Raw genomic sequence first — 22,544 nt, 5'->3', positions numbered from 1 at the left:
TTTTTTGTATGTACAAATTGACCTAGGAGTTGTCGTGTCGCTCTTTCTGGTAATGGGGGCGACTTGCCGTTCCGCCCTTCTGCTCTTCGTCTAACGCTTCTACTTTATGAGAGGCTTTCATTTTATGAGACAAAAAATTAAGCCAACTTGTCGTTTGCTGCGTTGACTTGATTGCATCGGCTTTCTTCGCCTGAAGGTAGGCTTCTTCAAGTCTATCTAGACGATAGAGCGCGTTGATTTTCAGCATCTGCCCGTCAAATTGTCGTTGTGGGTTTTGCATTGTATCGAGGGAAGCAATGACTTGCTGGTAACGTTTGAGCTCATTTTGCAATATAGCCACTTCCCATAAATATTTGGGCTCTTGCATAGCCGCCTTCTGCCAATAACTCAGCGCGCTTTCCCACTCTTTGGCGGCTTGCCAATATTGGGCTTGAAGTTTGAGTAGCTGAAGATCGTGCTGAGCATCATCCAACCTGGCTAACGTTTGAGCTGCCTTTAGGTAGATCCCCTCTCCAGCATAAAGATAAGCAAGTGCTTTGATTTCACTTTCATTGAGCGATATGCCCTGAAGCTCTGCCAAAGCGAGCATATCCAAGGCCGATTTCTCTTGCTTTAAATTCAGATATGCATTGTACGCTTGCAGCCACCAATTCTTATTGTTGGGTTGCAGCGAGATCAGCTGTTTCGCAATGGGCACTACAGATTTCCACTGCTCCAGTTGTACATTGGCTGCCAACGCCAGTGATAGTATTGTGCTGTCGGGTTTGCTCTGTACACGCAGAAAACCTTGAGTCGCTTTGAGCGTGGCTTGCCATTTCTCAACGCTGTATTGGGCTTGGGCAAGATAACGCCAGATCTCCGCCTCATTTTCATTCTGGGGCACTGCATTTAAGAGCGTTTGAAGCAGCGGTATTGCCTTTTTGAACTCACCCTGAGTTAAGTAGAGCTGCGCCAACATACGGCGAGTAAACCAAGCTTCATCGGAGGGAAATGCGTTTACCTTCAGCGCTTTTTCCAACGATAGAATCGACGCGTCAAATCGTTCCTCCTGCCAATAGTAGAGACCCAACATCTTATTGAGCGCAGCAATATCATCCGCACGGGAGATCTCTGTACTTTCCAACCTCTTAATCGCCTCAACCACTTTCTTATCATCAGCCAACTGTTGCGCTTGTTGCATTGCACGCGCTGCATAATCACTGACGTTAAGCGCAGCTTGCCCAGCCAAGATGGGCTGAGACAGGAGCATGCTGATCAGCAATGTTAGAATCCGTTTATTCATCACTGTGCCATCTTAAACTCAATTTTAGTGGTGTACCCGGTGATCACGTGCGCTTGTCCATCCACAATCTGTGGCTGGTAACGCCAGCGCTTAATCGCATCCATCGCACTGCGTTCGAAGAAACGTGCTGGCTCTGCTTCGAGCACCTCAATGTTTTTCGTCCGTCCTTGTTCATCAATGTCAAACTTAACGATGACATAACCTTCGATGCGTCGCTTTTTCGCCTTCGCCGGATAAACTGCCTCTACACGGCTAAGCGGCATTAGTTGTTTGTTCGAGTTGCTCACCGTCTGCGTTGGCGTTGTCACTACCGCTGGCACCGACACCACAACGCCATTGATACTGAAATTCATGTCAATGCTAGGGGTTTTCAATTGGGTTGAACTCACCTGCATTGGCGTGTGCGATAATTTGGGCGTTTCTGGTTGTGGCGGCTGTGGAACATCGGGTGGCGGCGGCACGCTGCGTTGTCGCCTAGCGACCTCGTTTTCTTGCTCGACCATAAACATGTTGAAGCTTAATGAGGTGCTGTTTGACACCGCTCGCTGCTTGCCACTGTTCACCATCCAGGCCATCGATGAAAACAGCGCAATCACCATTGCAATCGCTAAGGGAAAGACCACCAGCAGTCGCAGCATTAGGGTTTCTCCGCTGCCAGTGCGATGTTCTTCACCCCAGCCGCTTTGGCCGCGTCCATCACTTTAACGACGACACCGTTATATGCGTACTCGTCTGCTTGAATCACCAAAGAAGCCTCTGGTTGTTCAAGCAAAAGTCTCTCAATACTCGCCTGTACACGCTCTACATCCACAACGCGCTTATCAATGTAAATGTCATTGGCGGCGGTGATGGCGATAAAAATGCCCACATCTTTTTGCGCAGCAACATTTGACGCTTGCGGTCGATTGACTTCAACGCCCGACTCTCGAACAAAAGAACTGGTGACGATAAAGAAAATCAACATGATAAAGACGATATCAAGCATCGACGTGAGATCTATTTGCGCCTCGTCACTCTTGCTTTGGCGTTTTCCTAATCTCATTGTTGACTCCTTAATGACTGCTCCAACTTCAGTTCACGGTTTTGGCAAAGCTTCAGTAATCGCGCATGGACAAACATACCCACTAAGGCGGCCACCATTCCTGCCATGGTGGGTAGTGTCGCTAACGAAATACCCGATGCCATCAGTTTTGGGTTGCTGCTTCCTTGGGTGGCCATGACATCAAAAACCGAGATCATTCCGGTCACCGTGCCAAGTAAACCCAACATAGGGCAAATGGCGACGAGAACTTTAATAAAACTCAGGTTACGGAACAGTTGTTGATGAGCGTGATCTATCCAGGCATTACGCTGTGATAATGCAAACCATGAACGTTGGTCCTGACGGCGGCTCCACATGGCTTTTGTCTCTAACATTTGTGTGGGGAACACCCGGTAAACAAAAAATATCTTCTCTAAGGTCAACGCCCAAAAGATCAACAAGACACCTGCTAACCACCACAACACCTCTCCACCTTGTTGCATGAAAGCATACAAAGCGTTCCACCAAGCGCTGCTTGTCAGCAGCTCAGGTAAAAGATCTGAATGGACACTCAACATGGTTACGCCGCATTCCCTACTTTTTCTACGGTTAAGGACTCAGTTTGCGTTTTCCGTTCCGCTTGTTGCGCGACGAGGCCAATGCCCTGCTTTTCGAGCGTATTGCGAATCTCTTCAGCCAAGCTGCTTAATACATTATGCGCAAGCAGCAGAGGCATTGCGGCAACTAAGCCCAAGACTGTGGTGACCAGTGCCATCGAAATACCGTTCGCCATTACTTTCGGATCGCCGTTACCAAATTGAGTGATAACTTGGAATGTTTCGATCATGCCAATAACCGTCCCCAATAACCCAAGCATAGGTGCTAAAGCAGCCAATAGCTTGAGCATCGATAATCCTTTCTCTAAACCAGTTTGCTCATCCACGATCGCTTCTAGCAGGCGCAACTCTAGTGCCTCTACACTGCGTGGTTTCTCTTTACTGTACACCGATAGAATACGACCAAGTGGGTTGTCACCTAGTTGTGCTGGCGCTTTCAACTGCACATTGATCTTGCGCTTTGTCACCAACAGCATCGCGCCACGATATAACGCGATAATCAAGCCGATCAACAACAGTCCTACAATCACTTTACCCACCGCACCACCAGCGGCAAAGCGCTCGCCTAGGGTCGGAGCGTTAGCAAACTGTTCTAGCAACACCCCTCGAGTTGGGTCAAGCAGAACCACATTGGCCATATTGCTGCTCATCTCGGTCAACTGCTTCATCGTCGGAGTTTGGCTGGGTAACGCGGTATAGGGTGTCGCGAATTGCTTATCACTATGCCATTGCACATACCCTTGGTGAGTAAGAAGAGCAAAATTACCAATACGAAGTGCGGGGGTTGATTGCGCTTCACCTTGTTGATCGATCACATCGACATCCAACGTAGTAACTTGGCCACTCGCCAACACCTGTTGTTGCATCACCAACCAAAGATTTTTTAACTGATGAATATCCGGCAACGTTTGCGCCGCGACAATCCTATCAATCGATTCAATCTTTTTTTGCTCACCTATGGCAGTGAACGATTCATTCAAATCCGCTTTCAGCTCTTTTGCATGTTGCCGTACTACGCCAAACAGCTCACCAAGTGACCCAGATTCGACGCGAAGCTCTTCCTCTAGGTGTGACAATGTCACCTCATTGTCACTAAATAAGCTGGACAACTGCGCATTTTGTTCTTCAAGCAGCCGCTTTTGTTCTGAAAGTTTTTGCTTAAGTGCTGAAAGCTCCCTCTCTGCCTCAGTAAACTCTCTCTCTCGAACTTGGTTCTGTTTCTGCTGGATCTGGTTCTCTTTGTTCGCCTGTTGCGCGAGGTCAGTGTTTGCGAAGGCAAAGGATTGGCTAGTAAGTAGCAATACAAATGAAAGTAATGTGTTCATTTTCATCTATTTGCCCTCCACTCTAGCAACAGAAAGCGGCAGCAAAATGAGTGAAGGCGCCACCTTTTGGCTCGCAACATCAAAAGCTTGATTGATCTCGGATGCGGGAACATTGGAGAGTTCTTGCCACGCTTGAGCAGATGACTGCCAATACCAAAATTTATCGCCACTTAGGTTACGAGCAATCAACGAGATACGTCCTAAGTGAAGTTGTTCAACTTCGATTTGCTTGCCATTACTCAGTAAAATCGGCGCTTGATAGGCAGACAGCTTGCTGCCGTAATCCATTTCAATTTGGTAAGCCTCAAGGATACGGCGAAATTTTTCTGCATCCGCAACATCTGCACGCGCCATTAAGTTTTCTAATTTGCTCACTCGATCCTGGCGTTGCAGGGTTTTGATGGGCAGGTCCTGTTCGACTTGCGAACGGAGTGCGTCGAGCATATCGTACATTAATGGCACAATGCCCTGACGGGTCACTTGAATCTCTTTGATCTGTTCTGCGAAACTAGACTTCTCTCGCTCTTGATTCGCAATCATCGCGTTTAGGTGGCGCTGATAAAGCTCAAGATTACGAACCTCTTCTTGCAACAGTTCAATCTCTGCCTGTAACAGTCGGCTTTGTTCCGCACTGGCACTAATGACGGTTTGACTTTTCGCTGCAGCGGCGTGAGTACGGCTTTGAATTTTTTGAGCTTGTTCAAGGTCACTGCCAACGGCGACGTTACTTGTCGCCAATAAAAACAATGCCGCGCCCACTTTACATCCTGTCATAGACTTCTATCTACCTAAACTGACCATCAAACCAGATGATATTAATTCGTATTATCAAAGTAAAAGGCATTGTATAGGAAATTTTGATCAATACCAAATCGAATGAGTATCCAAATTACATTCCATACAATGCTTTATTAATCAATGAAGTAGTAACGAGTGGTCGATTTCAATGTAGTGGTCTGCCGCTGCTTGCAAATTTTGCGCGGTCAGGCCGGGCACACCATAAACAATGACGGTTTTACCGAATCTTTGCTGAATGCGTTGCACCAGTATTTCGAAATCACCATCACCTGAGAGCAAAATGACTTCATCGACTTCGGCTGCTTTTTCGATTGCATCCAACGCGATCCCGACATCCCAATCACCTTTTGCGCTGCCATCACCACGCTGGATAAAAGGTTTGAGTTTCACGTCAAAGCCAATACCGCGCAAAATATGGTGAAACTGTCTTTGCCCTGCATCTTTACTGGCAATGGCATAAGCATTCGCACAGATGACCTCTTTACCCTCGGTGGCTAGTTGCCAAAATCGGTTGTAATTAAACTTTTGGCGGTACTTTTCTTTGCAGGTGTAATAGACATTTTGAACATCAACGAAAATCGCAACACGACGAGACATAACTTGCTTTCTACCAATTAAAAAATTTGCACTAACCCTATTCGATAGAGGGTAAAAAAGCGAGGTAAAATGTCAAATAGTTGCGTCTAACAGAAACGAATTTTTATAAAGAAATGTTGACGTAACGAGGTGAGAAAACAAAAAAAGAGAAGATGAAATTAGAGAGGAATGGAGGCGCGTCCCGGAGTCGAACCGAGGTCCACGGATTTGCAATCCGCTGCATAGCCCCTCTGCCAACGCGCCTTTTAGATAACCATTACTGGTTTGAGTTAGGATGGTGCCCCGGGCCGGACTTGAACCGGCACGACTCGAAAGTCGAGGGATTTTAAATCCCTTGTGTCTACCAATTTCACCACCAGGGCAACGCATACTGCGATGGTAACACCACCTGCTCTAACGACCTTTGCCGTGAGAACGAGGCGTACTTTAACGGATTTTTTATTAGGGTCAACAACAAAAACAAACTTTTTGAATCAAATGGTTAGTTTGCCATCGCCTCAGTACGGTTCGCGTGCAGTATGGGGAATTTTTCAACATTCTTCCGCTCTTCACTCTTATTGAATGTCTAGATAAGTCATGATGGCTCGATGATCCGAACCGGTCACTTCATCGATAGACTCCCTTTTGCAGATAGTAAAATCACTGTTGAGCCATAAGTGATCGATGGATATTTGCAGCCATGACGGCAGTGTCAATGTCGGTAAGTTTGGCCAACTTGCAATAGGGGCAGTTTGCATTCCAGCAAAAAGCGTGTCAAAGCACTCACTGTTCGCAGAAAGATTCATGTCGCCCATGATTAAAATATCTTTCGTCGGGCTTTGTGTCGCTTGGTGTTCTAAAGCCTGAATAAGCGCGTTACGTCTCAACCACATCTCTTTGTTGCGAGGTGAAGGTGGGTGGGCGGTAAGCAAGAATACAGGGTGTTCTTCATCAACTTGCCAAATGCCTCGGATGAGATTTTGATAGCCTTCGATATAAAAAACATCCATGCCATATAAAGGCTGTCGAGAAAAAATAAGCTGATGCGACGGTAGACCTACTTTCGACTGGCCACCGAAACGATAGCGGTATACGTCATCCAGCACTTTCAACTGCTCTAAGTGTGGGGCCGTGACTTCTTGTAGCAAAACGAGATCAGGTTGCACCCTTGATAGGTAGTCGATCAATTGATCGACATGTTGATTAGAGAACAACATATTGTACTGAAATAGGCGGATGCTATTTCGGCACTCCCCTTTCGAAACCATCCCTTTCGGTACACCAATGACCGTGAAATAAATAATGAGCCCAATGGATGCCAACATTGGTGCCCACGCACGCATCCCTAAACTGATGAATGCGACAATCGCGATAGGCACAATAAACAGTGCGGGATAAGCCGATATGTTTTCGGCCCACCATAAATGGGGTTGCGCTTTTCCCCCCCAGTAGAAAAGGGTGCAAAAAATGATGATAAACCACAAGCCATAACTTTTAAGCATTGCTGAGTCATACCTGTTGAGCCGCTACCTTAGTTAGTCTAGCAAGGTTTATTAGAGAGGCTGCTCCATTTTTCTTAAATTTCAAACTTTTCTGACACTCTCCGTACACAGGCCAACATTAGACTTGGCTATAATTTCTCCCTAATCCAATACAAGGTATCCCCTCCAATGAAATCAAAATTAGCGATGGCAGCAGCGACGCTATTTTTACTGGCAGGATGTCAGCAAGAGCCTCAAGAACAACCCTCAAGTTATCGTGCTAGCAAAGCGATCTGTAGCTCGCAAGAAAGTATGCCTGGAGGTTGGCACAAAATTGAAGTCGATCACCAAGTGATGCGGGCAGTCGATACTGTGTTAGAGCAAATGAACACCAACTCACCCTTGAAAGGTATTACATCGGTTCATACTCAAGTAGTCAGCGGTGTCAACTACGCAATTGAGTTTCAGCTAGAAAATGGAAGCCAATGGAATACGATTGTTTACCGTAACCTGAAAGGCGAATATCAAATTACACAAGTGGCGAAACTAGGTTTATTCTGTCAGCAGTAAAGAAAGAAACCCGCGTTTTACTTTGTCACTTAAAAATCCCCTTATCCAGTCAGATAAGGGGATTTTTAGGTATCGAGGACGACCAGTTTAAGCATAACGTTGCCTCTCAAAGGCCTGCACCAGCTATCCGTTGCCACACCGTCTTGAGTGATAATACTGAACGTTATCTAATGACAGCAGGTGGGGTGTTCACGCCCGCACTGTTAAGTCTCACTCCAATTTAGCTGATTTTTCCCTGCAAGCTTACTTTTGTAGAGTGCTTCGTCGGCAAAGCCAAACAGCTGTTTTATGGTGAACTCGTCATCAGGTACACAGGTCACGGCACCGGCACTTAAGGTTATACCGACAGCTTGCTCTACGCTTTTTAAACAGGCTAAGACAAACTTCTCTGCGACATTTCGCTCAGTGTTTGGCATGACGACCGTAAACTCTTCGCCACCAAACCGGCTGACTAAAAAACCCTGTTGAGAAAAGCTCTGAATGAGAATCGATGCTGTTTTAATCAACAATTCATCGCCAGCACTGTGACCATATTGATCATTAAACTGTTTAAAGTCGTCGATATCAAAAATTGCCAATGATAGCGGTTGGCGGAGCTCTTGCGCTCGAATCCACTCTTTCTTCAACACAGTGTCATAACGGCGGCGATTGGCCAACTTTGTTAAAAAGTCACTGCTAGCCATCAACTCAAGTTGTTCACGTTGTTTAATCAGTTCCAAGTGAACAGCAACTCTTGCCTTTACGATACCTGCGTAAAAAGGCTTAAAGATGTAATCCGTCGCACCAAGCAGCAAACCTTTTTCTTCATGATCATAATCGGTCATACCTGAAACAAATATAACTGGAATCGTTTCTGTTATTGGTTCACTTTTCAAACGTTTTAAGGTTTCAAAACCATCCATTTCATTCATATTGATATCGAGTAGTATCAAATCTGGCTGATAACGAATGGCTTTTTTTATTCCTTGTAGACCTGACTTCGCAACATGAACTTGTGCTGTACCACGTAAAATATCACTCAACACTTGTAAGTTGATTATTTCGTCATCAATAACGAGTATTTTCGGAAGGTGATTCATGATATTTCCTTGTCCATAAAAAGAGCCTTGACCACCGAGTAAGCCTCTTCAAACTCAACGTCTTCTAGTAACGCTTCCGTTTTGTCCAGTTGTTGCTGATGGAACTGAGTACACCATGGCTGTTGTCGGATACGACTGACCGTTTGCGCAGCTGAAAAATTCGATTGTGACAGCTGTTCGAGTAGTACATTGATGAGAAGATCACTTTCTTCATTCGTGGTGTTGGAGCCAGCAGGGGTCGTATCGAACGCCGTGGCGATAACTTTCAACACATCCGATAACGACTCGCATATTTGACGTCTAAGTTCATGCGAACTTTTGCCCGAATCGACCTTTCGGCACAAGGCCAACAGACTGTCAGCACCAATGTACGCTGCTGTCGATTTTAAACTATGGCACTCAGAGAAAAACTCGACGTCTGAGATTTCAAAAGGTTTAGAGAGCAAAACACAGTCACTGTAACGGCGGTAAAATGTCTCCAACACATCGATAAGCAGATGATCCCGACTCTCAAGACGTTGCAGTGCCAACGGAATATTGAGCAATTCACTATTTAACAGCGGCGTCAGTCTCTCACTCCGTGTCGATTCTACTGGTATGGATATTGGACTTAACGTTACCGGACGATCCTCCTTCCCAGACAAAAATTTACCTATCGTCTCCAGTAACTTAGCTTCAACAATCGGCTTACCAATATGAGCAGACATGCCGACACGTTTGCAAGTGTCATAGACCTCCTCACCTGAGAAAGCCGTCAAAGCAATGATGGGTAGTTCACTGATAGTATATTGTTGTCGAACAAGCGAGGTTGTTTCCCATCCATCCATATGGGGCATGTTAATGTCCATAAGTACAAGATCAAAACGCTGTTCCTTAAGTATTTCGATCGCTTGCACGCCACTCATGGCTGTTGTAATGCTCACACCAGTATGTTCTAGATATCCTCGAGCGACCTGTTGGTTGACCTCATTGTCATCCACAACCAATAACGAATAGCCTGACCAATTTGGCCGACCTACTCCATTTACAAGCACGTGGTTTACAGGTTTATCTATTAAGTGGCTTGGGCTAGCACTACCGCTAAACGCTTGAAGTAACGCAGTTCTAAACAGCGGTTTTTCGAGTGTCATAAGCGTTTCGGTGTCTGTCAACTGGCGCTGTTCATTCCCAAATTTTTTGATCAAGATGAGATCAGACTCTGAGTAGAAACGCCTCACCGCACTTAACATCGAGTCAAGCTCTTCTCCCTCGAAGGAGTCAACGTCAATCAAGACTTTGTGGTAAAGCTGAGAGACCTGCACCGACTGTAACGCCTTAGCGAGCCCAGCAGTGAGCATGCCACACAGCTCAACTTCATAACCAATATCAGTTAACATCTCGGACAAGGCAAAACCACTCGCCACACTTTGATCAAGCAACAGAATTTTACGTTGAGCGGTAAACTCAGCAAAATCACTAACTCGGTGACGTCTCGCTGAAGGATCAGGCGCTGGCAATACAACAGAAAAGCAAGATCCCTGACCGAGTACGCTTTCAACAGTGATATCGCCCCCCATGAGTTGGCTGAGTTGTTTTGAAATCACCAAGCCTAAACCTGTACCGCCATAGTGGCGTGATGTACTCGCTTCTAACTGGTTAAAGGATTGAAACAACTTATCGATATGACTTCCACTGATTCCCTTGCCCGTGTCTTTAACACTCCAATGCAAACAAGCCTGGCGCTCATCATAGTCAACCACTAACGTAATGGCGCCTTTGTCAGTAAACTTTATCGCGTTGCTGAGCAAGTTGATCGTAATTTGTTTTATCCTAAGGGGGTCTCCAATCAGGACATCAGGTAAATTAGCGCTAATCGAGACTGCAATATCGAGTTTCTTTTCGTAAGCTCTTAATGCGAGCATATTGACCGCTTGCTGCATCACCTGCTCTGGTGAAAACTCAACGCTCTCTACTTCAAATTTTCCAGCCTCAAGCTTCGATAAATCAAGTGTATCGTTCACCACTCCAGTAAGCTGCTGCCCTGCTTGAAGGATCTTATCCAAGTAACTCTGTTGATCTGGTGTCAGCTCGGTTTTGTTTAACATAGAGGCGAGTCCGACAATGGCATTCACGGGTGTACGAATTTCGTGACTCATTCTCGACAAGAAAGCAGATTTGGCTTTGTAAACGCCTTCAACTTCTTTGGTCGCTTTTTCCAGCTCCCGTGTGCGCGCCTTAACTTTTTCATCCAAATCAATGTTTATGCTCTCCAGCGCTTCCGTATACTCTTTGAGCTTTACGTTGGCTTCGACAGCAATTTTTTCTGCTTCTTTTATTTTTGAAATATCACGGCTCACACCACACACAAACTGGGCATTCCCCTCTTCGTCAAAAATGGGGACAAGAAGAGTGTCAACGAAAATGGGACTGTCGTTTAGTGTGGCGTATTGCTCATAAGCAATGGGCTGACCATGAGCGATGGCGTTTCTGTACGTTTCATACAAACCTTCTACGATTTCATCACTCCAGGTTTCGCGGATATTAAGCTTGTGTGTAACGGCATTGTCATCCAGCCCCATCACCCTTTTAGAGGCTGGATTATTGTCGTACAAAGAAAACTCACCATCGGGCTCAACCACCATAATGAACATAAAATCCACTGAGTGATGCCACAACTTTGAGAAGCACTCGAGCACCACTTTTTCGTGTTGCTCGAGATCACCGATGGGAAAAGAAACTGAACTCATATGACTTCCTATTTCATACGACTACAAAATATTGCTTGCGCATTCGATTGCATGTAACTGTCGGCTTCTGATTGTGCCAACGCTCGCCAATATGTCAACACGAGAGTATCCTTGCTTCGATCTAAATAGCCACTGACAGAGATAGGCGTACCACATAGACAACCGCTTAGCGTGATACTCTGTCGTGGATGACGAGGCGCGCTCGCATCGTAAACATCGACAAATCCTTTCATTCGACAAGTCTCGTCACCTTGCTTAAACAACGCAAAGCTCAGCCCTGTTTGGCTATCCTGAAGCGCAATCGAAATCGATAGATCAGACAACTCGGAATGCCAAAGCCCATTAATTTCATTCTCTTGGATTGAGTAGTCGCCATTAAACACATCTTCCAAGTGTTTATGTTGTTCAAGAGGAACATATCCAGAGATTTTTTCAAAACCCAATCTGTCGATAAAATCCCCTCTTTCTGACCCCTCGTAAGAACACGTCGCTACCAAAGAGTTAATCACCGACATTTGTTTACTGTCATTCGCGGTCAACTGACCACAATAGGTTGATACCCAATGCCAGCTCTCATTTCCGACGGTTTGATCGTACGGAAGCCAAGTAATTGAAAGGACTAAAGGCGAGCCTTTCCCTTCGTGCTTTTCTAGAGCCGTTGAGCCATAGACCAAATAGCGGCCAGACGCTCCCGTCGTCGATGAATAGGAGCCAAATAACTCACCTTCGTCGTTGCAGGTCAAGTCCATTTGCGAGCCGTAACTATTTACCCATCGGCCGGTAAAGTCAGATTGATTCTCGTAGCGAGGAGAAAAAATACCAGCGGGTTTATCTTGTTTAACATTGATGATTCTAGGGCCACCTATTTTGTTGAATATCCACATTCCAACAGGATAAAGACTGCCATTTTCTAGAACTTGATACTGATACACAGTATAGAGACTATCCATCAGTACCGAACCGACTAACGTTAAGCAGTCTAGTCCATCCATCGGTTCAAATTGAACAACGTGCTCCCCCTTAGAACTTCCTTCCTCTATGAGCACGTCATATAAGCTGCTGGGGACGACTAAGTCGCCGCCTTTTGTCACCTTGTTGTCTGGGATCGTTAAAGTCAAGTCGCCCTTTAAGCTTTTGGCCAATGCTTGGGCGTGCTTCATGTACGCAGGATCGCCTTTGAACTGCGAAGAACCGCTGTCCAAACAAAACCATTGTGTTTTTTCAGACGTAGCACGGCAAATCACCTCACCTGCTAATGACATTTCCTTCAGTGGGGTAGTCCAAATGTAATAAAGTGATTCGATGTTGTATCTGTCCCAAGGCAAAAACAGATATTCCAGTGAATCACCATAGGCCGGGTCCAAAGCACCAAAAGTAACTTGCCCCTTTTTGGTTTCACTGTTTGTTGTAAAGGCAACGTAAGGGTGCTCTTTCGATACCACATTCTGCGCTATCAACGTTTCCATAAAGTGGAAAGTCGCTTCGCGCGACTGACAATGCATGCCCCTGTAATTAACCTTTTCTAGCTCCAGAGACAAAGGCTGATACGTTAAGGTTGGTAGACCAATGCCACCATCCCAGTCGAGTTCTAGAAACTGCACACCTTCGTATTGAGTTGATAAATAAAGGTCGGTATTCACACAAGTTGTTGCTGAAAGGGTCAAATTATCATTTCCCGACACCACTTGCATTTCACCCCAAGGACCAAAACCTACGATCTTTCTATCTTCTGAAATCGCCGTGTATGTAGACGATTTGTATGGGTTAAATCGCTGGTTGCCATAGTGATGGCAGTATGATTCGGGACAATAGGTCGATGTGACCCAATTAAAGTTACTTCCGGTGTCAAAAGAGAACTTAAGCAGTTGATTTGGTTCACCTACACCAAGAATGGCATACCAGGGAGACGCACCATTGTTCTGAAAAGGGCCTTTCTGTAGACCCAATGTAATGCCACTTGCCGATCCTAAATCAATCTTCTCTACTTCTGTCGCCATTCACTACATTCCTTTGTTAGCGATTTGTTGTCATGAATCCATCATTAATTCGCACCAATTATAAAGAACAGACCACTCATATGCACAAGGCGTTCGGTTATAAATTGACAAAGATAACAATATATTCATCATTTTTTTGCAGAGAGACTCATTTTTCATGCTGCGCCTTCGGTGATAGTGCTTGCCGATAATCAAAACGCAATATCAAAAAGTCGCGATTAGCAGCCGAGATTGACTAGAACGCTCCCCCGCGAAGATGAACTGTCGAGCCCACTCGCGACGGTATCACGTCAATCCGCTGTTGCATTTGTTCTTTCAACTCTGACACATGGGAAATCACCCCGATCATTCGACCTGTTTGCTGCAACTCCACCAAGGTTTGAATCGCAAGATCAAGCGATTCAGGATCCAAGCTGCCAAAGCCTTCATCAATAAACAAAGTCTCTAAACGAATACCACCGCTGTATGACTGGACAACATCCGATAAGCCAAGAGCTAGGGAAAGTGCCGCCATAAAGGATTCACCACCAGAGAGTGTGGCGACATCACGCGATTTTCCGGTGTAGCTGTCTTCCACAATCAGATCGAGCCCACGACCCGCCGTGCCCTTAAAGCCTTCGGTTTTTCGCGTTAACTGGTAGCGGCCTTTACTCATTAACGCCAAACGATGCGAAGCTTGAATCAGTACATCATCCAGCAACACCCCTAACACAAAACGGTGCAAACTAATGCGACTGCCTGTTTTGCCACTTGCCACATCGTAGAGTGTACCAAAGACCTTGTACTCTTCTTCAAGGCGATGATTATGCGTGTGCAGTTCAGCGATCTTCGCTTGCACGGTCTCAAGCTTCGCCACCAGTGAACGCACCGCATCCAACTCATTTTTGTTCCGTTGATACTGCTGTTCCGTCGTTGTCACCAACAGCTCTAATTGTTCAAGCTCGGGCACTTGCTGATCTTTCAAACGCTCTTTAAGGTCGTGATAACTCTGCTCTAAACGTGTCGCCTGCTGTTGATGTTGCTCAATCTCACGTTTCCATTGTTCGATCTGTTCTGGCTCGACACGCAACGCCAAATAGTGCGGTTCATCGTCAAATGACGATGCAGACAACGACTCCAACCATGCAGCTTGGTTTTGTTCACTGCGCTGCTGAATCTTCAGCAACATCTCACTGTGTGCCTTAACTTCACTTTGACGCGCGGCAAGCGTTTGTTGAATCTCATCAAAACGCTTTTGGCTCGTCTCTTTTGCCGTTTGTAAAGCCGTCGTTTGTTGCTTTATCTGCGCGATTTCCAGCTCAACTTGGGCAACATGGCTAAATTGCGCGGCAATTTGTTGGCTGAACTTCGCCAACTGTTGCGTTTTTTCTTTCAACGTTGCGCTGCTAGAAATATGTTGCTGAGCGAGTTCTTTATCCATCTCCTCGCCTTTCGCACAGCGCTCGGTCAATTGCTTAACATGACTTTCTTGCTGAGTAAGATCTAACTCTTGCAGCAGTTTGAGCGTGTGACGGATTTCAAGTGCTTGCGCCTGTAAGGTTTCTAACGGGCTCTTAAGCAGCTCACCGAGTTGTGTTGCTTTTTCCTCAATCGCTTTCTGCTGTTGCTTAACTTGTGCAAGGTGCAGCTCCAGCTCTTGGTGATGTTGATTGAGCTGTGCGAGCGCGGTTTTTTCCTGCTCACGGGCCTGTTCTACTTGCTGTTTATGCACAGGCTCACCGACAAACTGCGCTTTTTGCGGGTGTTCGAGGCTACCACAAACTGGGCAAGCTTCCCCTTGATGAAGGCGCTGAGCCAAAATAGCAGCTTGGCCATTATGCCAACTCAGTTCCATGCTATCCGCAGACTGTTGAGCGTTGAGCCAATGCTGCTTGGCTTGCTGGTGTAACTGCTCTTTTTGTTCAGTTTGCGTGAGCAAATTCTGAAGGACTTGATTAAGGTTCTGGTATTGCTCATAGTCACTGATCTGACGCTTTAGCTCGCTCTCTCGCGCTTCAAGTCGCGGTATCTCTGCCGCTTGCTGCTTTGCCTTTTCGAACGCATCACTGGCAGACGTCAGCTCCTGCTGCATCACGACTTTATGTTCTTGCACGCGTTTTAATTGATGAGCAAATTTCTGCACGTCTTCTTCAAGACGAATGATCTCTTGTTCAAACTGGGCTTTTTCCACCAGCTTGCTTTTAACCGTCTCTAATTCATACGTTCGCTGTTGTAGCTGAGGAATTTGTTCGGCATTTTTCTGCGCCTGCAAACACTGTTGTTCCAGCTCATTACTCTGCAACAACAGTGTGTTTAATGATGCGTTAAGCTCGTCAATTTTGCCTTGCTGAGCATGAACATCATTGAGTGCGTTTTTCCACTGGCGATACGGTGCGTCAAGCTGCTGAGCTTGTCGTGCTTGTTCCAGCTTTTGCGCCAACTGATGCATCTGATCATTTTTCGCCAAATGGGCATCTAAATTCGTTTTGGCCAAAGCCAGTTTGTTAAAATCCTCGACCAGAGCCTTAGCCGTGGAAAGGGATTGCTTGGCCGAGTTGTAACGCTCGAGAGCGTGTTTCTCTGTCTCTTGCCACTGTATCAGTTGCGTTTTTTTGTCTACAAGCGCCTCTTTGAGCGCCTGCTCATCACTGACATCCGCCACCTCTAGCGCCCCACGAATTTGATTATCAAACTCTTCTTTGGCTTTACTAATCGCATTGGCTTTGTCTTTTAGCGCCCATTCAATACGTTTGTAAATTTCGGTTTGGAACAGTTGACCAAAAATCTCTTCACGATCTTTGGAACTCGCCAGCAGCAAATCGCGGAATTTTCCCTGTGGCAACACCATAACTTGACGAAACTGCGTTTCGTTCAAGCCAATCAATTCCGTCACACGCGTTTTTACTTCAGCCGTCTTGCTGGTGATCAGCTCTTCGTCATCTTGGCAAAGATAAAGCGCGGCAGTGTGTTTTTTGGTGGTGGTGCCTTCACCACGCGCTTTTGCCGCCTCTTGCTCAGGTAGGCGAATCACCTTATAGCGTTTTCCATGTAGCAGAAACTCTAACGTCACTTCCGTGGCTAGATGGATAGAGGCCAAATCTGAACGCATCTGCATACCTTGGCGCTCATTGCCTGTGGTTTCGCCATAAAGGGCAAAACAGATCGCATCCAAGATAGAGGTTTTTCCCGAACCTGTGGGCCCATTGATTAAAAACAGTGGGTTGTCACCCAGTTGGGAAAAATCAATAACTTCACGTTCAGCAAATGGACCAAACGCCTGCATGGTAAGTTTGAGTGGTTTCATCGCGATTCCTAAGACTTGGTCAATTGTTGAATGAGTTGGCAAATCGCGGCATCTTGCGTTTCGCTCAGTGGGTTGTCCTGCGCTTGTGCAAAGAAATCACGAAACATGTCAACTTCACTACGAGCCAATTTAGCTTGCGATAACCCTTGCTCTACGTTCATTAACATCCCTGGTTTTTCTAAATGAAGAACATTGGGATAGACCGCTCGTAACTTTTCCATCGGATTTAAAATGGCATGTTTGTCGTGCAAGCGAACAAGCAAATAGTCTTGATAATTGGGATCTTGCTTACCTTGTTCGAGAATATCGTTCATTTCGCCCTCAATCACCCGCATGCCATGAGGGGCATCGAGCGCAATGTGCTCTGCGCAGGCAAAACCGTTTTCATCCAACTCCACTAACGTGAATCCTTTTTTCTGAAACTGCTCAGAAAAACTGTATTTCATCAATGAACCACTATAACGAATGTGTTCTTCCACTCGCTTTTGTGGTTGGTGCAGGTGCCCTAAGGCGACGTAGTCAAAAATGGAAAAATGCTCATAGCTAACGCGGTCAGATCCACCGATGGAAAGTGGACGCTCCGACTCACTGCTCTGCGCCCCGTCGACAAAACAGTGGCTCAATAGCACTTGACGCTGTTTGGGATCAAAATGCTGGCGAATTTCATCAACCAAGACGCGATGCGCCTCATCATAATTGCTCACCGGCACACCAAATGCGTCGCGCACTTGTTCAGGATCGCTGTAAGGCATGCCATAAAATGCCACCTCGCCCGCCCTCTCACTTTTAAGCACAACCGGTTCGATCATTTGTGAAAACTGGCTAATGATATGCAGCCCTGAGGGTTTCATTTGCGAAGCACCAAAGCCCAAACGCGCAGCACCATCATGATTGCCTGGAATCAGGATCATCGGTGTATCAAGCTCACCACAAATTTCATCAATCGTTTTGCCGAGCAGTTCGATGGCCGCAGTAGGAGGCACCGAGCGATCAAAAATATCGCCAGCAACGACAACGGCATCAACGGGATGCTTTCGAATATAATTAACTAACTGGTCGAGCACGACGCGTTGATCATCAAGGAGTGAAACGTTGTGAAACTGGCGTCCGAGATGCCAATCTGAGGTATGGATGAACTTCATGAATTGTCACTGCCAACAAATGAGAGAAGAGTGTGAAATATTGTTGGCCATCATAGCACAAAACCGTGCAGATTCTATGGCTGCTCAAGGCGCAAATAAGCAGCAAAACCCATCACATTCAATGAGTTCCTTTTGACGAACTCACGTTATCTGGCACTGGTTTTCTGGGTAATTTCAGCGGCGTTTTGGTGGTCATGCTCGTGATAACTGGGGCTCTTCATCACAAAGCAAACGGCCTCAATCGTAAAAGTTGGGGTTAATGGTCATATTCAAGCTAGGCATCTTTGAACGGTTAGAGAGTTTCTGTAGTTGTTTAACCATTGGTTGCCTGCAATCACGTAAATGAAACTGTGGTTTTGATACGTTTTTTCAATCCTCTTAAAGCCAAACCTCTGCAAGTGTCTGGTGGATCGAAGCATATTAATGATAGCGAACGAGTAGTTAATATCGGCCATTTTACTCGCGTCAATGGTGTTTAATAACGCATCGATTAAACGAGATCCGTCAAGATGGTTACCACAATACACAGTAGCAAAATAGAGAACATGAGTTCTCTCCTCACTATTTCTAGTTAAGAGCTCGTATTCGCTAATATTGCCATTGCATAAAAGCCCAAATTGTTTTTCTGTGACCAATGCAACCTGAAGAAAAGAGCGCAGTGCGCCATTTTCAATGACACCTATACTGGTTACATTTTCGATGCTCAGCAATTTTTCTTGTTCACATCGCGCATAGCTTGGCTCACCGGCATTAAATCTGAGTTCGAGTTTGCTGATTTGTTCCAAGAATGGAATAAGGTCAAGATTATACAGAAGATGGTGATTCACAGCTTTAACGTAATATTTAGGATGATGATTTATTCTTTTCCGATGTTCATGACACAGTATTCAGAAAGACAAAGTCATATGCAGCATGCAGTGATAACAAGGATAAAGCACTCGAACAGAGTGCTTTATCTGACCAAAAGAAGCGATAGAAACGCTTATTGCTCTTGGGCTACAACCTTTGGCTCCGCCGACTTAATGACCGCACCAACCGTATTTAATTTGTCCCGAACTGGACCGCACTGCACCTCATAGACTTCACCTGCTTTGACGCGCGCTTTCACCGCTGGAAACGCGTAGGAAGAACCCACATGGCAACGTGTCAGTATGAGGTATTCTCCTGGTAACATATGAATTTCTTGGGGATAACCAACCACTGCATCGCCTACATCTTTAAACTTTCTTTCTTCAACAGATAAGTCCGCATAACTGGCAAAATACACATGGTAACTGGCGCCGCCTAACTCATAGGTTTTCCCTTGGATAACAGCTATTTCTTCGTTGGTTTTTTTCTCACCTTCGTAGGTACGAACGGTACCTACACAGCCGTTTAATAGGAACACGGAGAGAAGGACGGCCATCAGACTAATTATCTTTTTCACTTGTTTTCCTTAACATCATTGGTACGTAACCACACCGAACACGCCCATGGATTCGCGGCCATATCAAGGTGTGGTTAAAGTATCAAAACAGAAATTTATTGGCACAATAACAGAGAGTTATCTGACAAATAGAGTAACCACTTGCATTGCCTTTTCAAAAGTTAAGCGTAAAAAAAGCGAGTGTCTTCATGATTTTTTCGCCTAGCTGCAAATTTTAGCTCTAAAGGCGCCAGTGTCCCTATTCGGTTACATTCTCCCCGCCACCGAGAAGAAGAACTGATCTTTACCCAGTTCCGAATCAAAGCCATGGGCATAGCCTAAGGTGATTGGCAGCACGAGATTGTACCCCAGACGCGTTTCAACCGTGACTGACAAACCCGCGCCACTCAGCTGATTTCTACTCGTTTTTTCACTCCAAGCCGTCCCTGAGTCGGCGAACACCGAAGCTGAAATATCACCCAAACCAATTGGGTAAAGCCCCCAGTTGCGCTCTACGCGTGCTAACCACGTGGTTGCCGTCAATCGCTGTGTGAAATAACGATCGCCTCTTTGCACATTTTCATCATATCCCCTTAGAGACTGTGACTCACGGCCAAACAGTGCATGTTCGTCACTTTGATCAGAGCCGCCTAAACGGAAAGGCTTGGCTTTTTCATCCGCATAGCCACCCGCAAGTCGAAGTGATAATGTGCTTCTTCCAGGCAAATCGAATGTCATTTGCCACTGCGCCTGAAACTTCTCCCCTTGGTAGTCGCTGCTTAGCCAGTCGTTAGTTTCCACAACCGCATCGAGGTAATGCCCCCAACCTACTCCAGGCACATTAAGATAGCTTTCGCGATTATCAAAAGTGACGGCCAGCCCCACCAAGCTTTCTTCTTGCTCTCGATACGGCGTGATCGCACCAAAAGATGGCGCTTTCGCTTCTGAGTCTTTATCCCAGTAAACGCCCGCAGCAACACTGAGTTGGTCTTCAAAAGCCGTAAAGATGTGATTACGTTGGATCAACGCACTGTCACTTTGTTCTATTCGATAGCTCTCTGCTGTACCTTGCTTAAACGTGGTGAAATCGTGTGTACGCGATGCTTGAACGAGCCAACGCGAATCATACAAATACCCCAAATTGAACTGTGCAAGATCGTTTTCAAAATCCCATGACAAACCCAATTGATATTGATGACGACTTAATGCATCGGCACCGTTAATGATGAAACCGGCTAATTTTTGATTTTCATCTTGAGCTGCAATCGGCAACCACGTTCTTGGGCGCAAGCTGGACCAAGGAGAGTAGTCACTGATCTCACTTTTTTCCGCTACCTGCTCAACGGGATCGACATAATGATACTGGCCATCTTTGTCGGCAACCGTGAAAGTGGTCACCGGTACCCTGTCCGATTTTTCTTTCAAGGTATAGCCGTTGGCATCATACGATTGATAAACAAAACCTGAATCACGGCGGGTTTGTGGTGTAAACGCGCCACCCACTTCACGGGTCAACTGCTTTATTTCGCCAGACACTATGTCGAGCGAGTAGATGTTAAACACACCGTCGTAATCGGCGCTAAACAGCACTTCACCATCTGGGGTAAATGCCGGTGAATTTTCGACGGCACGAGATTGCGTTAGCGGGGTCCATTGCAACACGGCTAAGTCAAATTTTTCAAGGTTCCAACCTTCACTCGATCGTTTGACACTTGCTACGATAAAACGACCATCATGAGACACGGCAAATCCACCTAACACGTCACCCATCGTGCCTTGCCAAATTTGCTGACCGCTTTCTGGTTGTTGCGCATCCATTAACCAAAGTTCACTGAGACCATTCACCTTACGTGTGGCTAAGTAGCGCTGGCCATCAGGGAGCCATTTAGCGCTGCGAAAACGCTGCTTCTCTGTCAACGCTTGCCAACGATCATCTTGATAAAGATAAACATCGCTCAGCACTCGGCCATCGGCATAAGCGATAGAACGCGTCGCCAGCACCCCACTTTGAGGATGGAAATCGAGCGAGTTGATGTTTTTCGTTTTAGTCAGTGAGGCTCCCGCGCGCTCATCACTGCCATCGCCCAACAGCATCAATTCACTCGCATCCTCACCATTGTCGACGTTAACCAAAACACCATTGTCCGTTGCGGTAAACACTTGCATAAATGGGGCGGTATATTTCCCCTCACCAATGACGGCTTGTTCCATCATGGTGGCAAGATCGCCTTGGTATTTCTCATAGATATGAGCTTGGAAATCAGACCAAAGCTGTTCAAAATCCTTCCCAAACGTTGTTCTCGCCGTGCTGTTGAGCAAAAAGAACGGAATAAGCTTGCGGCTGTAACCCTGCAAAAATTCTTGCACCTTAGCATCACCATAGCGATCGGCTAGGTATTGCACGAAATAGGCACCGTACAAATAGTTGTAGCCTAGCGGCCATTCTCTTGCCGCCACGGCAACTTGGTTGAGATCTTTCACGTTACCAGAGGCGACTTCCATTCTCATTTCCATGTCATAACCAGAGCCTTGCAAGCGCCCATAGCCAGCTTGTTCATTGGTTTCCAGATAAACCGCAAGCCCTTCGAGCATAAAAGAAGGCGTCATGAGGTGAGGATAAAGAAATGGGTTGCGACCAAATATTTTACGAAAAACGTTGACCGCGCCGCCACCCATTTCCATGTGCATGATATGCGCGTACTCATGCTTAATGAGGAGATGCATCCACTCGTCGTTATTTTCCAAGCCATTTGCTTCATCTGGTGGACTCATAATCAAACGAATTTGTGGATAAGGCACCACCGTCGCCCAACCGTTTGAATAGTCCACCTCGTCCACCAACACCAATTCTGTTTTTTCTTTCGGCTCGTAACCAAAGTATGGCACCAGTTCTTTATGGGATTGTTCAGCCAAATCAAGCGCTCTTGCGGCTTGCTTTTCATGGCCATTTCTAAAGTGGATAACAAAGTGATCCGTCGATTGAGTTAACCATGTCTCGTTTGCTTGATCCCAAGCGACAGATTGCGCGTAGGCTTGAGAAGGAGTCCCTGCCCCCAAAGCGAATAGCGCGGCAAGTGAAAGTGCGAGCGGCGTATATTTCATAGATAATTTTCCATCAGTGCACATAGATAAAATGAATAGAACCAAGTTAATGTACACTGTTTTATTGATTATTCATGTCCCTATTTGTATGGGAATGTATAGAGCAATCAAAAAGATGACAACGTGCGAACCCCTAAGAG

At 46.0% G+C, this 22,544-nt stretch carries 17 protein-coding genes and 2 tRNA genes; 1 reads left to right on the top strand and 18 read right to left on the bottom strand.

Going from position 1 to position 22,544, the window contains the following annotated elements:
- Positions 1–22: 22 nt before the first annotated feature.
- The 10 genes from LZU85_RS03415 to LZU85_RS03370 all read right to left on the bottom strand — a co-directional run bounded on the left by LZU85_RS03415 (position 23) and on the right by LZU85_RS03370 (position 7,121).
- Entirely contained in the window at positions 23–1,282 is a 1,260-nt protein-coding gene (locus tag LZU85_RS03415) for a tetratricopeptide repeat protein (protein ID WP_237286377.1), read from the bottom strand.
- Positions 1,282–1,920, bottom strand: coding sequence for a TonB family protein (locus LZU85_RS03410; protein WP_237286376.1), 639 nt, complete (start codon positions 1,918–1,920; stop codon positions 1,282–1,284). The genes LZU85_RS03415 and LZU85_RS03410 overlap by 1 nt, the downstream gene beginning before the upstream one ends.
- Positions 1,920–2,324: an ExbD/TolR family protein gene (locus LZU85_RS03405; protein ID WP_237286375.1), complete on the bottom strand. Its 405-nt coding sequence runs from the start codon at positions 2,322–2,324 to the stop codon at positions 1,920–1,922. Before LZU85_RS03405 ends, LZU85_RS03410 begins: the two co-directional genes overlap by 1 nt.
- Positions 2,321–2,881, bottom strand: coding sequence for a MotA/TolQ/ExbB proton channel family protein (locus LZU85_RS03400; RefSeq protein WP_176299106.1), 561 nt, complete (start codon positions 2,879–2,881; stop codon positions 2,321–2,323). The genes LZU85_RS03405 and LZU85_RS03400 overlap by 4 nt, the downstream gene beginning before the upstream one ends.
- A 2-nt stretch (positions 2,882–2,883) precedes the next feature.
- Complete coding sequence (locus LZU85_RS03395; RefSeq protein ID WP_237286374.1) at positions 2,884–4,251, bottom strand: MotA/TolQ/ExbB proton channel family protein; 1,368 nt, start codon at positions 4,249–4,251, stop codon at positions 2,884–2,886.
- The gene (locus LZU85_RS03390; RefSeq protein WP_237286373.1) at positions 4,252–5,019 is read right to left on the bottom strand and encodes a DUF3450 domain-containing protein; all 768 of its coding nucleotides are present in this window, start codon (positions 5,017–5,019) and stop codon (positions 4,252–4,254) included.
- Between the two features lie 141 nt (positions 5,020–5,160).
- A complete protein-coding gene (locus LZU85_RS03385; RefSeq protein ID WP_176299109.1) occupies positions 5,161–5,640 on the bottom strand; it encodes a LabA-like NYN domain-containing protein in 480 nt (159 codons plus the stop codon).
- Between the two features lie 169 nt (positions 5,641–5,809).
- Positions 5,810–5,883: transfer RNA gene (locus LZU85_RS03380), tRNA-Cys, on the bottom strand.
- Positions 5,884–5,915: 32 nt separating this feature from the next.
- Positions 5,916–6,002: transfer RNA gene (locus LZU85_RS03375), tRNA-Leu, on the bottom strand.
- Between the two features lie 192 nt (positions 6,003–6,194).
- On the bottom strand, positions 6,195–7,121 hold the full coding sequence (locus LZU85_RS03370; protein WP_237286372.1) for an endonuclease/exonuclease/phosphatase family protein: 927 nt from the start codon (positions 7,119–7,121) through the stop codon (positions 6,195–6,197).
- 168 nt (positions 7,122–7,289) lie between these two features.
- On the opposite strand from LZU85_RS03370, the gene LZU85_RS03365 reads away from it, so the two are divergent.
- Positions 7,290–7,670 carry a cystatin domain-containing protein gene (locus LZU85_RS03365; protein ID WP_176299111.1) on the top strand — a complete coding sequence of 127 codons (381 nt, stop codon included), beginning with the start codon at positions 7,290–7,292 and terminating at the stop codon, positions 7,668–7,670.
- A 203-nt stretch (positions 7,671–7,873) separates the two neighbouring features.
- On the opposite strand, the gene LZU85_RS03360 is transcribed toward LZU85_RS03365, so the two are convergent.
- From LZU85_RS03360 to LZU85_RS03325, 8 genes are all read right to left on the bottom strand, one after another.
- Positions 7,874–8,749, bottom strand: a complete 876-nt coding sequence (locus LZU85_RS03360) for a GGDEF domain-containing response regulator (protein ID WP_237286371.1) — start codon at positions 8,747–8,749, stop codon at positions 7,874–7,876.
- Positions 8,746–11,475, bottom strand: coding sequence for an ATP-binding protein (locus LZU85_RS03355; protein WP_237286370.1), 2,730 nt, complete (start codon positions 11,473–11,475; stop codon positions 8,746–8,748). The genes LZU85_RS03360 and LZU85_RS03355 overlap by 4 nt, the downstream gene beginning before the upstream one ends.
- 8 nt (positions 11,476–11,483) lie before the next feature.
- Positions 11,484–13,472, bottom strand: a complete 1,989-nt coding sequence (locus tag LZU85_RS03350) for a pepsin-like aspartic protease (protein ID WP_176299114.1) — start codon at positions 13,470–13,472, stop codon at positions 11,484–11,486.
- Positions 13,473–13,707: 235 nt separating this feature from the next.
- Positions 13,708–16,755 (bottom strand): AAA family ATPase, encoded by a 3,048-nt coding sequence (locus tag LZU85_RS03345; RefSeq protein WP_237286369.1) that lies wholly within the window; start codon positions 16,753–16,755, stop codon positions 13,708–13,710.
- An 8-nt stretch (positions 16,756–16,763) separates the two neighbouring features.
- Positions 16,764–17,897: an exonuclease SbcCD subunit D gene (locus tag LZU85_RS03340; RefSeq protein ID WP_237286368.1), complete on the bottom strand. Its 1,134-nt coding sequence runs from the start codon at positions 17,895–17,897 to the stop codon at positions 16,764–16,766.
- Positions 17,898–18,166: 269 nt separating this feature from the next.
- Positions 18,167–18,724 carry a hypothetical protein gene (locus LZU85_RS03335; RefSeq protein ID WP_237286367.1) on the bottom strand — a complete coding sequence of 186 codons (558 nt, stop codon included), beginning with the start codon at positions 18,722–18,724 and terminating at the stop codon, positions 18,167–18,169.
- 155 nt (positions 18,725–18,879) lie between these two features.
- Positions 18,880–19,323, bottom strand: a complete 444-nt coding sequence (locus LZU85_RS03330) for a lipoprotein (protein ID WP_237286366.1) — start codon at positions 19,321–19,323, stop codon at positions 18,880–18,882.
- Between the two features lie 246 nt (positions 19,324–19,569).
- Positions 19,570–22,404, bottom strand: coding sequence for a hypothetical protein (locus tag LZU85_RS03325; RefSeq protein WP_237286365.1), 2,835 nt, complete (start codon positions 22,402–22,404; stop codon positions 19,570–19,572).
- Between the last annotated feature and the right edge of the window lie 140 nt (positions 22,405–22,544).

This window comes from Vibrio floridensis (genome assembly GCF_021852965.1).
Lineage (GTDB): Bacteria > Pseudomonadota > Gammaproteobacteria > Enterobacterales > Vibrionaceae > Vibrio > Vibrio floridensis.
This window is presented reverse-complemented; position numbering and strand designations above follow the sequence as displayed.

Coding starts and splice junctions, on each gene's coding strand:
- LZU85_RS03415 (WP_237286377.1), bottom strand. CDS start 1,282: ATGAATAAACGGATTCTAACATTGCTGATCAGCATGCTCCTGTCTCAG.
- LZU85_RS03410 (WP_237286376.1), bottom strand. CDS start 1,920: ATGCTGCGACTGCTGGTGGTCTTTCCCTTAGCGATTGCAATGGTGATT.
- LZU85_RS03405 (WP_237286375.1), bottom strand. CDS start 2,324: ATGAGATTAGGAAAACGCCAAAGCAAGAGTGACGAGGCGCAAATAGAT.
- LZU85_RS03400 (WP_176299106.1), bottom strand. CDS start 2,881: ATGTTGAGTGTCCATTCAGATCTTTTACCTGAGCTGCTGACAAGCAGC.
- LZU85_RS03395 (WP_237286374.1), bottom strand. CDS start 4,251: ATGAAAATGAACACATTACTTTCATTTGTATTGCTACTTACTAGCCAA.
- LZU85_RS03390 (WP_237286373.1), bottom strand. CDS start 5,019: ATGACAGGATGTAAAGTGGGCGCGGCATTGTTTTTATTGGCGACAAGT.
- LZU85_RS03385 (WP_176299109.1), bottom strand. CDS start 5,640: ATGTCTCGTCGTGTTGCGATTTTCGTTGATGTTCAAAATGTCTATTAC.
- LZU85_RS03370 (WP_237286372.1), bottom strand. CDS start 7,121: ATGCTTAAAAGTTATGGCTTGTGGTTTATCATCATTTTTTGCACCCTT.
- LZU85_RS03365 (WP_176299111.1), top strand. CDS start 7,290: ATGAAATCAAAATTAGCGATGGCAGCAGCGACGCTATTTTTACTGGCA.
- LZU85_RS03360 (WP_237286371.1), bottom strand. CDS start 8,749: ATGAATCACCTTCCGAAAATACTCGTTATTGATGACGAAATAATCAAC.
- LZU85_RS03355 (WP_237286370.1), bottom strand. CDS start 11,475: ATGAGTTCAGTTTCTTTTCCCATCGGTGATCTCGAGCAACACGAAAAA.
- LZU85_RS03350 (WP_176299114.1), bottom strand. CDS start 13,472: ATGGCGACAGAAGTAGAGAAGATTGATTTAGGATCGGCAAGTGGCATT.
- LZU85_RS03345 (WP_237286369.1), bottom strand. CDS start 16,755: ATGAAACCACTCAAACTTACCATGCAGGCGTTTGGTCCATTTGCTGAA.
- LZU85_RS03340 (WP_237286368.1), bottom strand. CDS start 17,897: ATGAAGTTCATCCATACCTCAGATTGGCATCTCGGACGCCAGTTTCAC.
- LZU85_RS03325 (WP_237286365.1), bottom strand. CDS start 22,404: ATGAAATATACGCCGCTCGCACTTTCACTTGCCGCGCTATTCGCTTTG.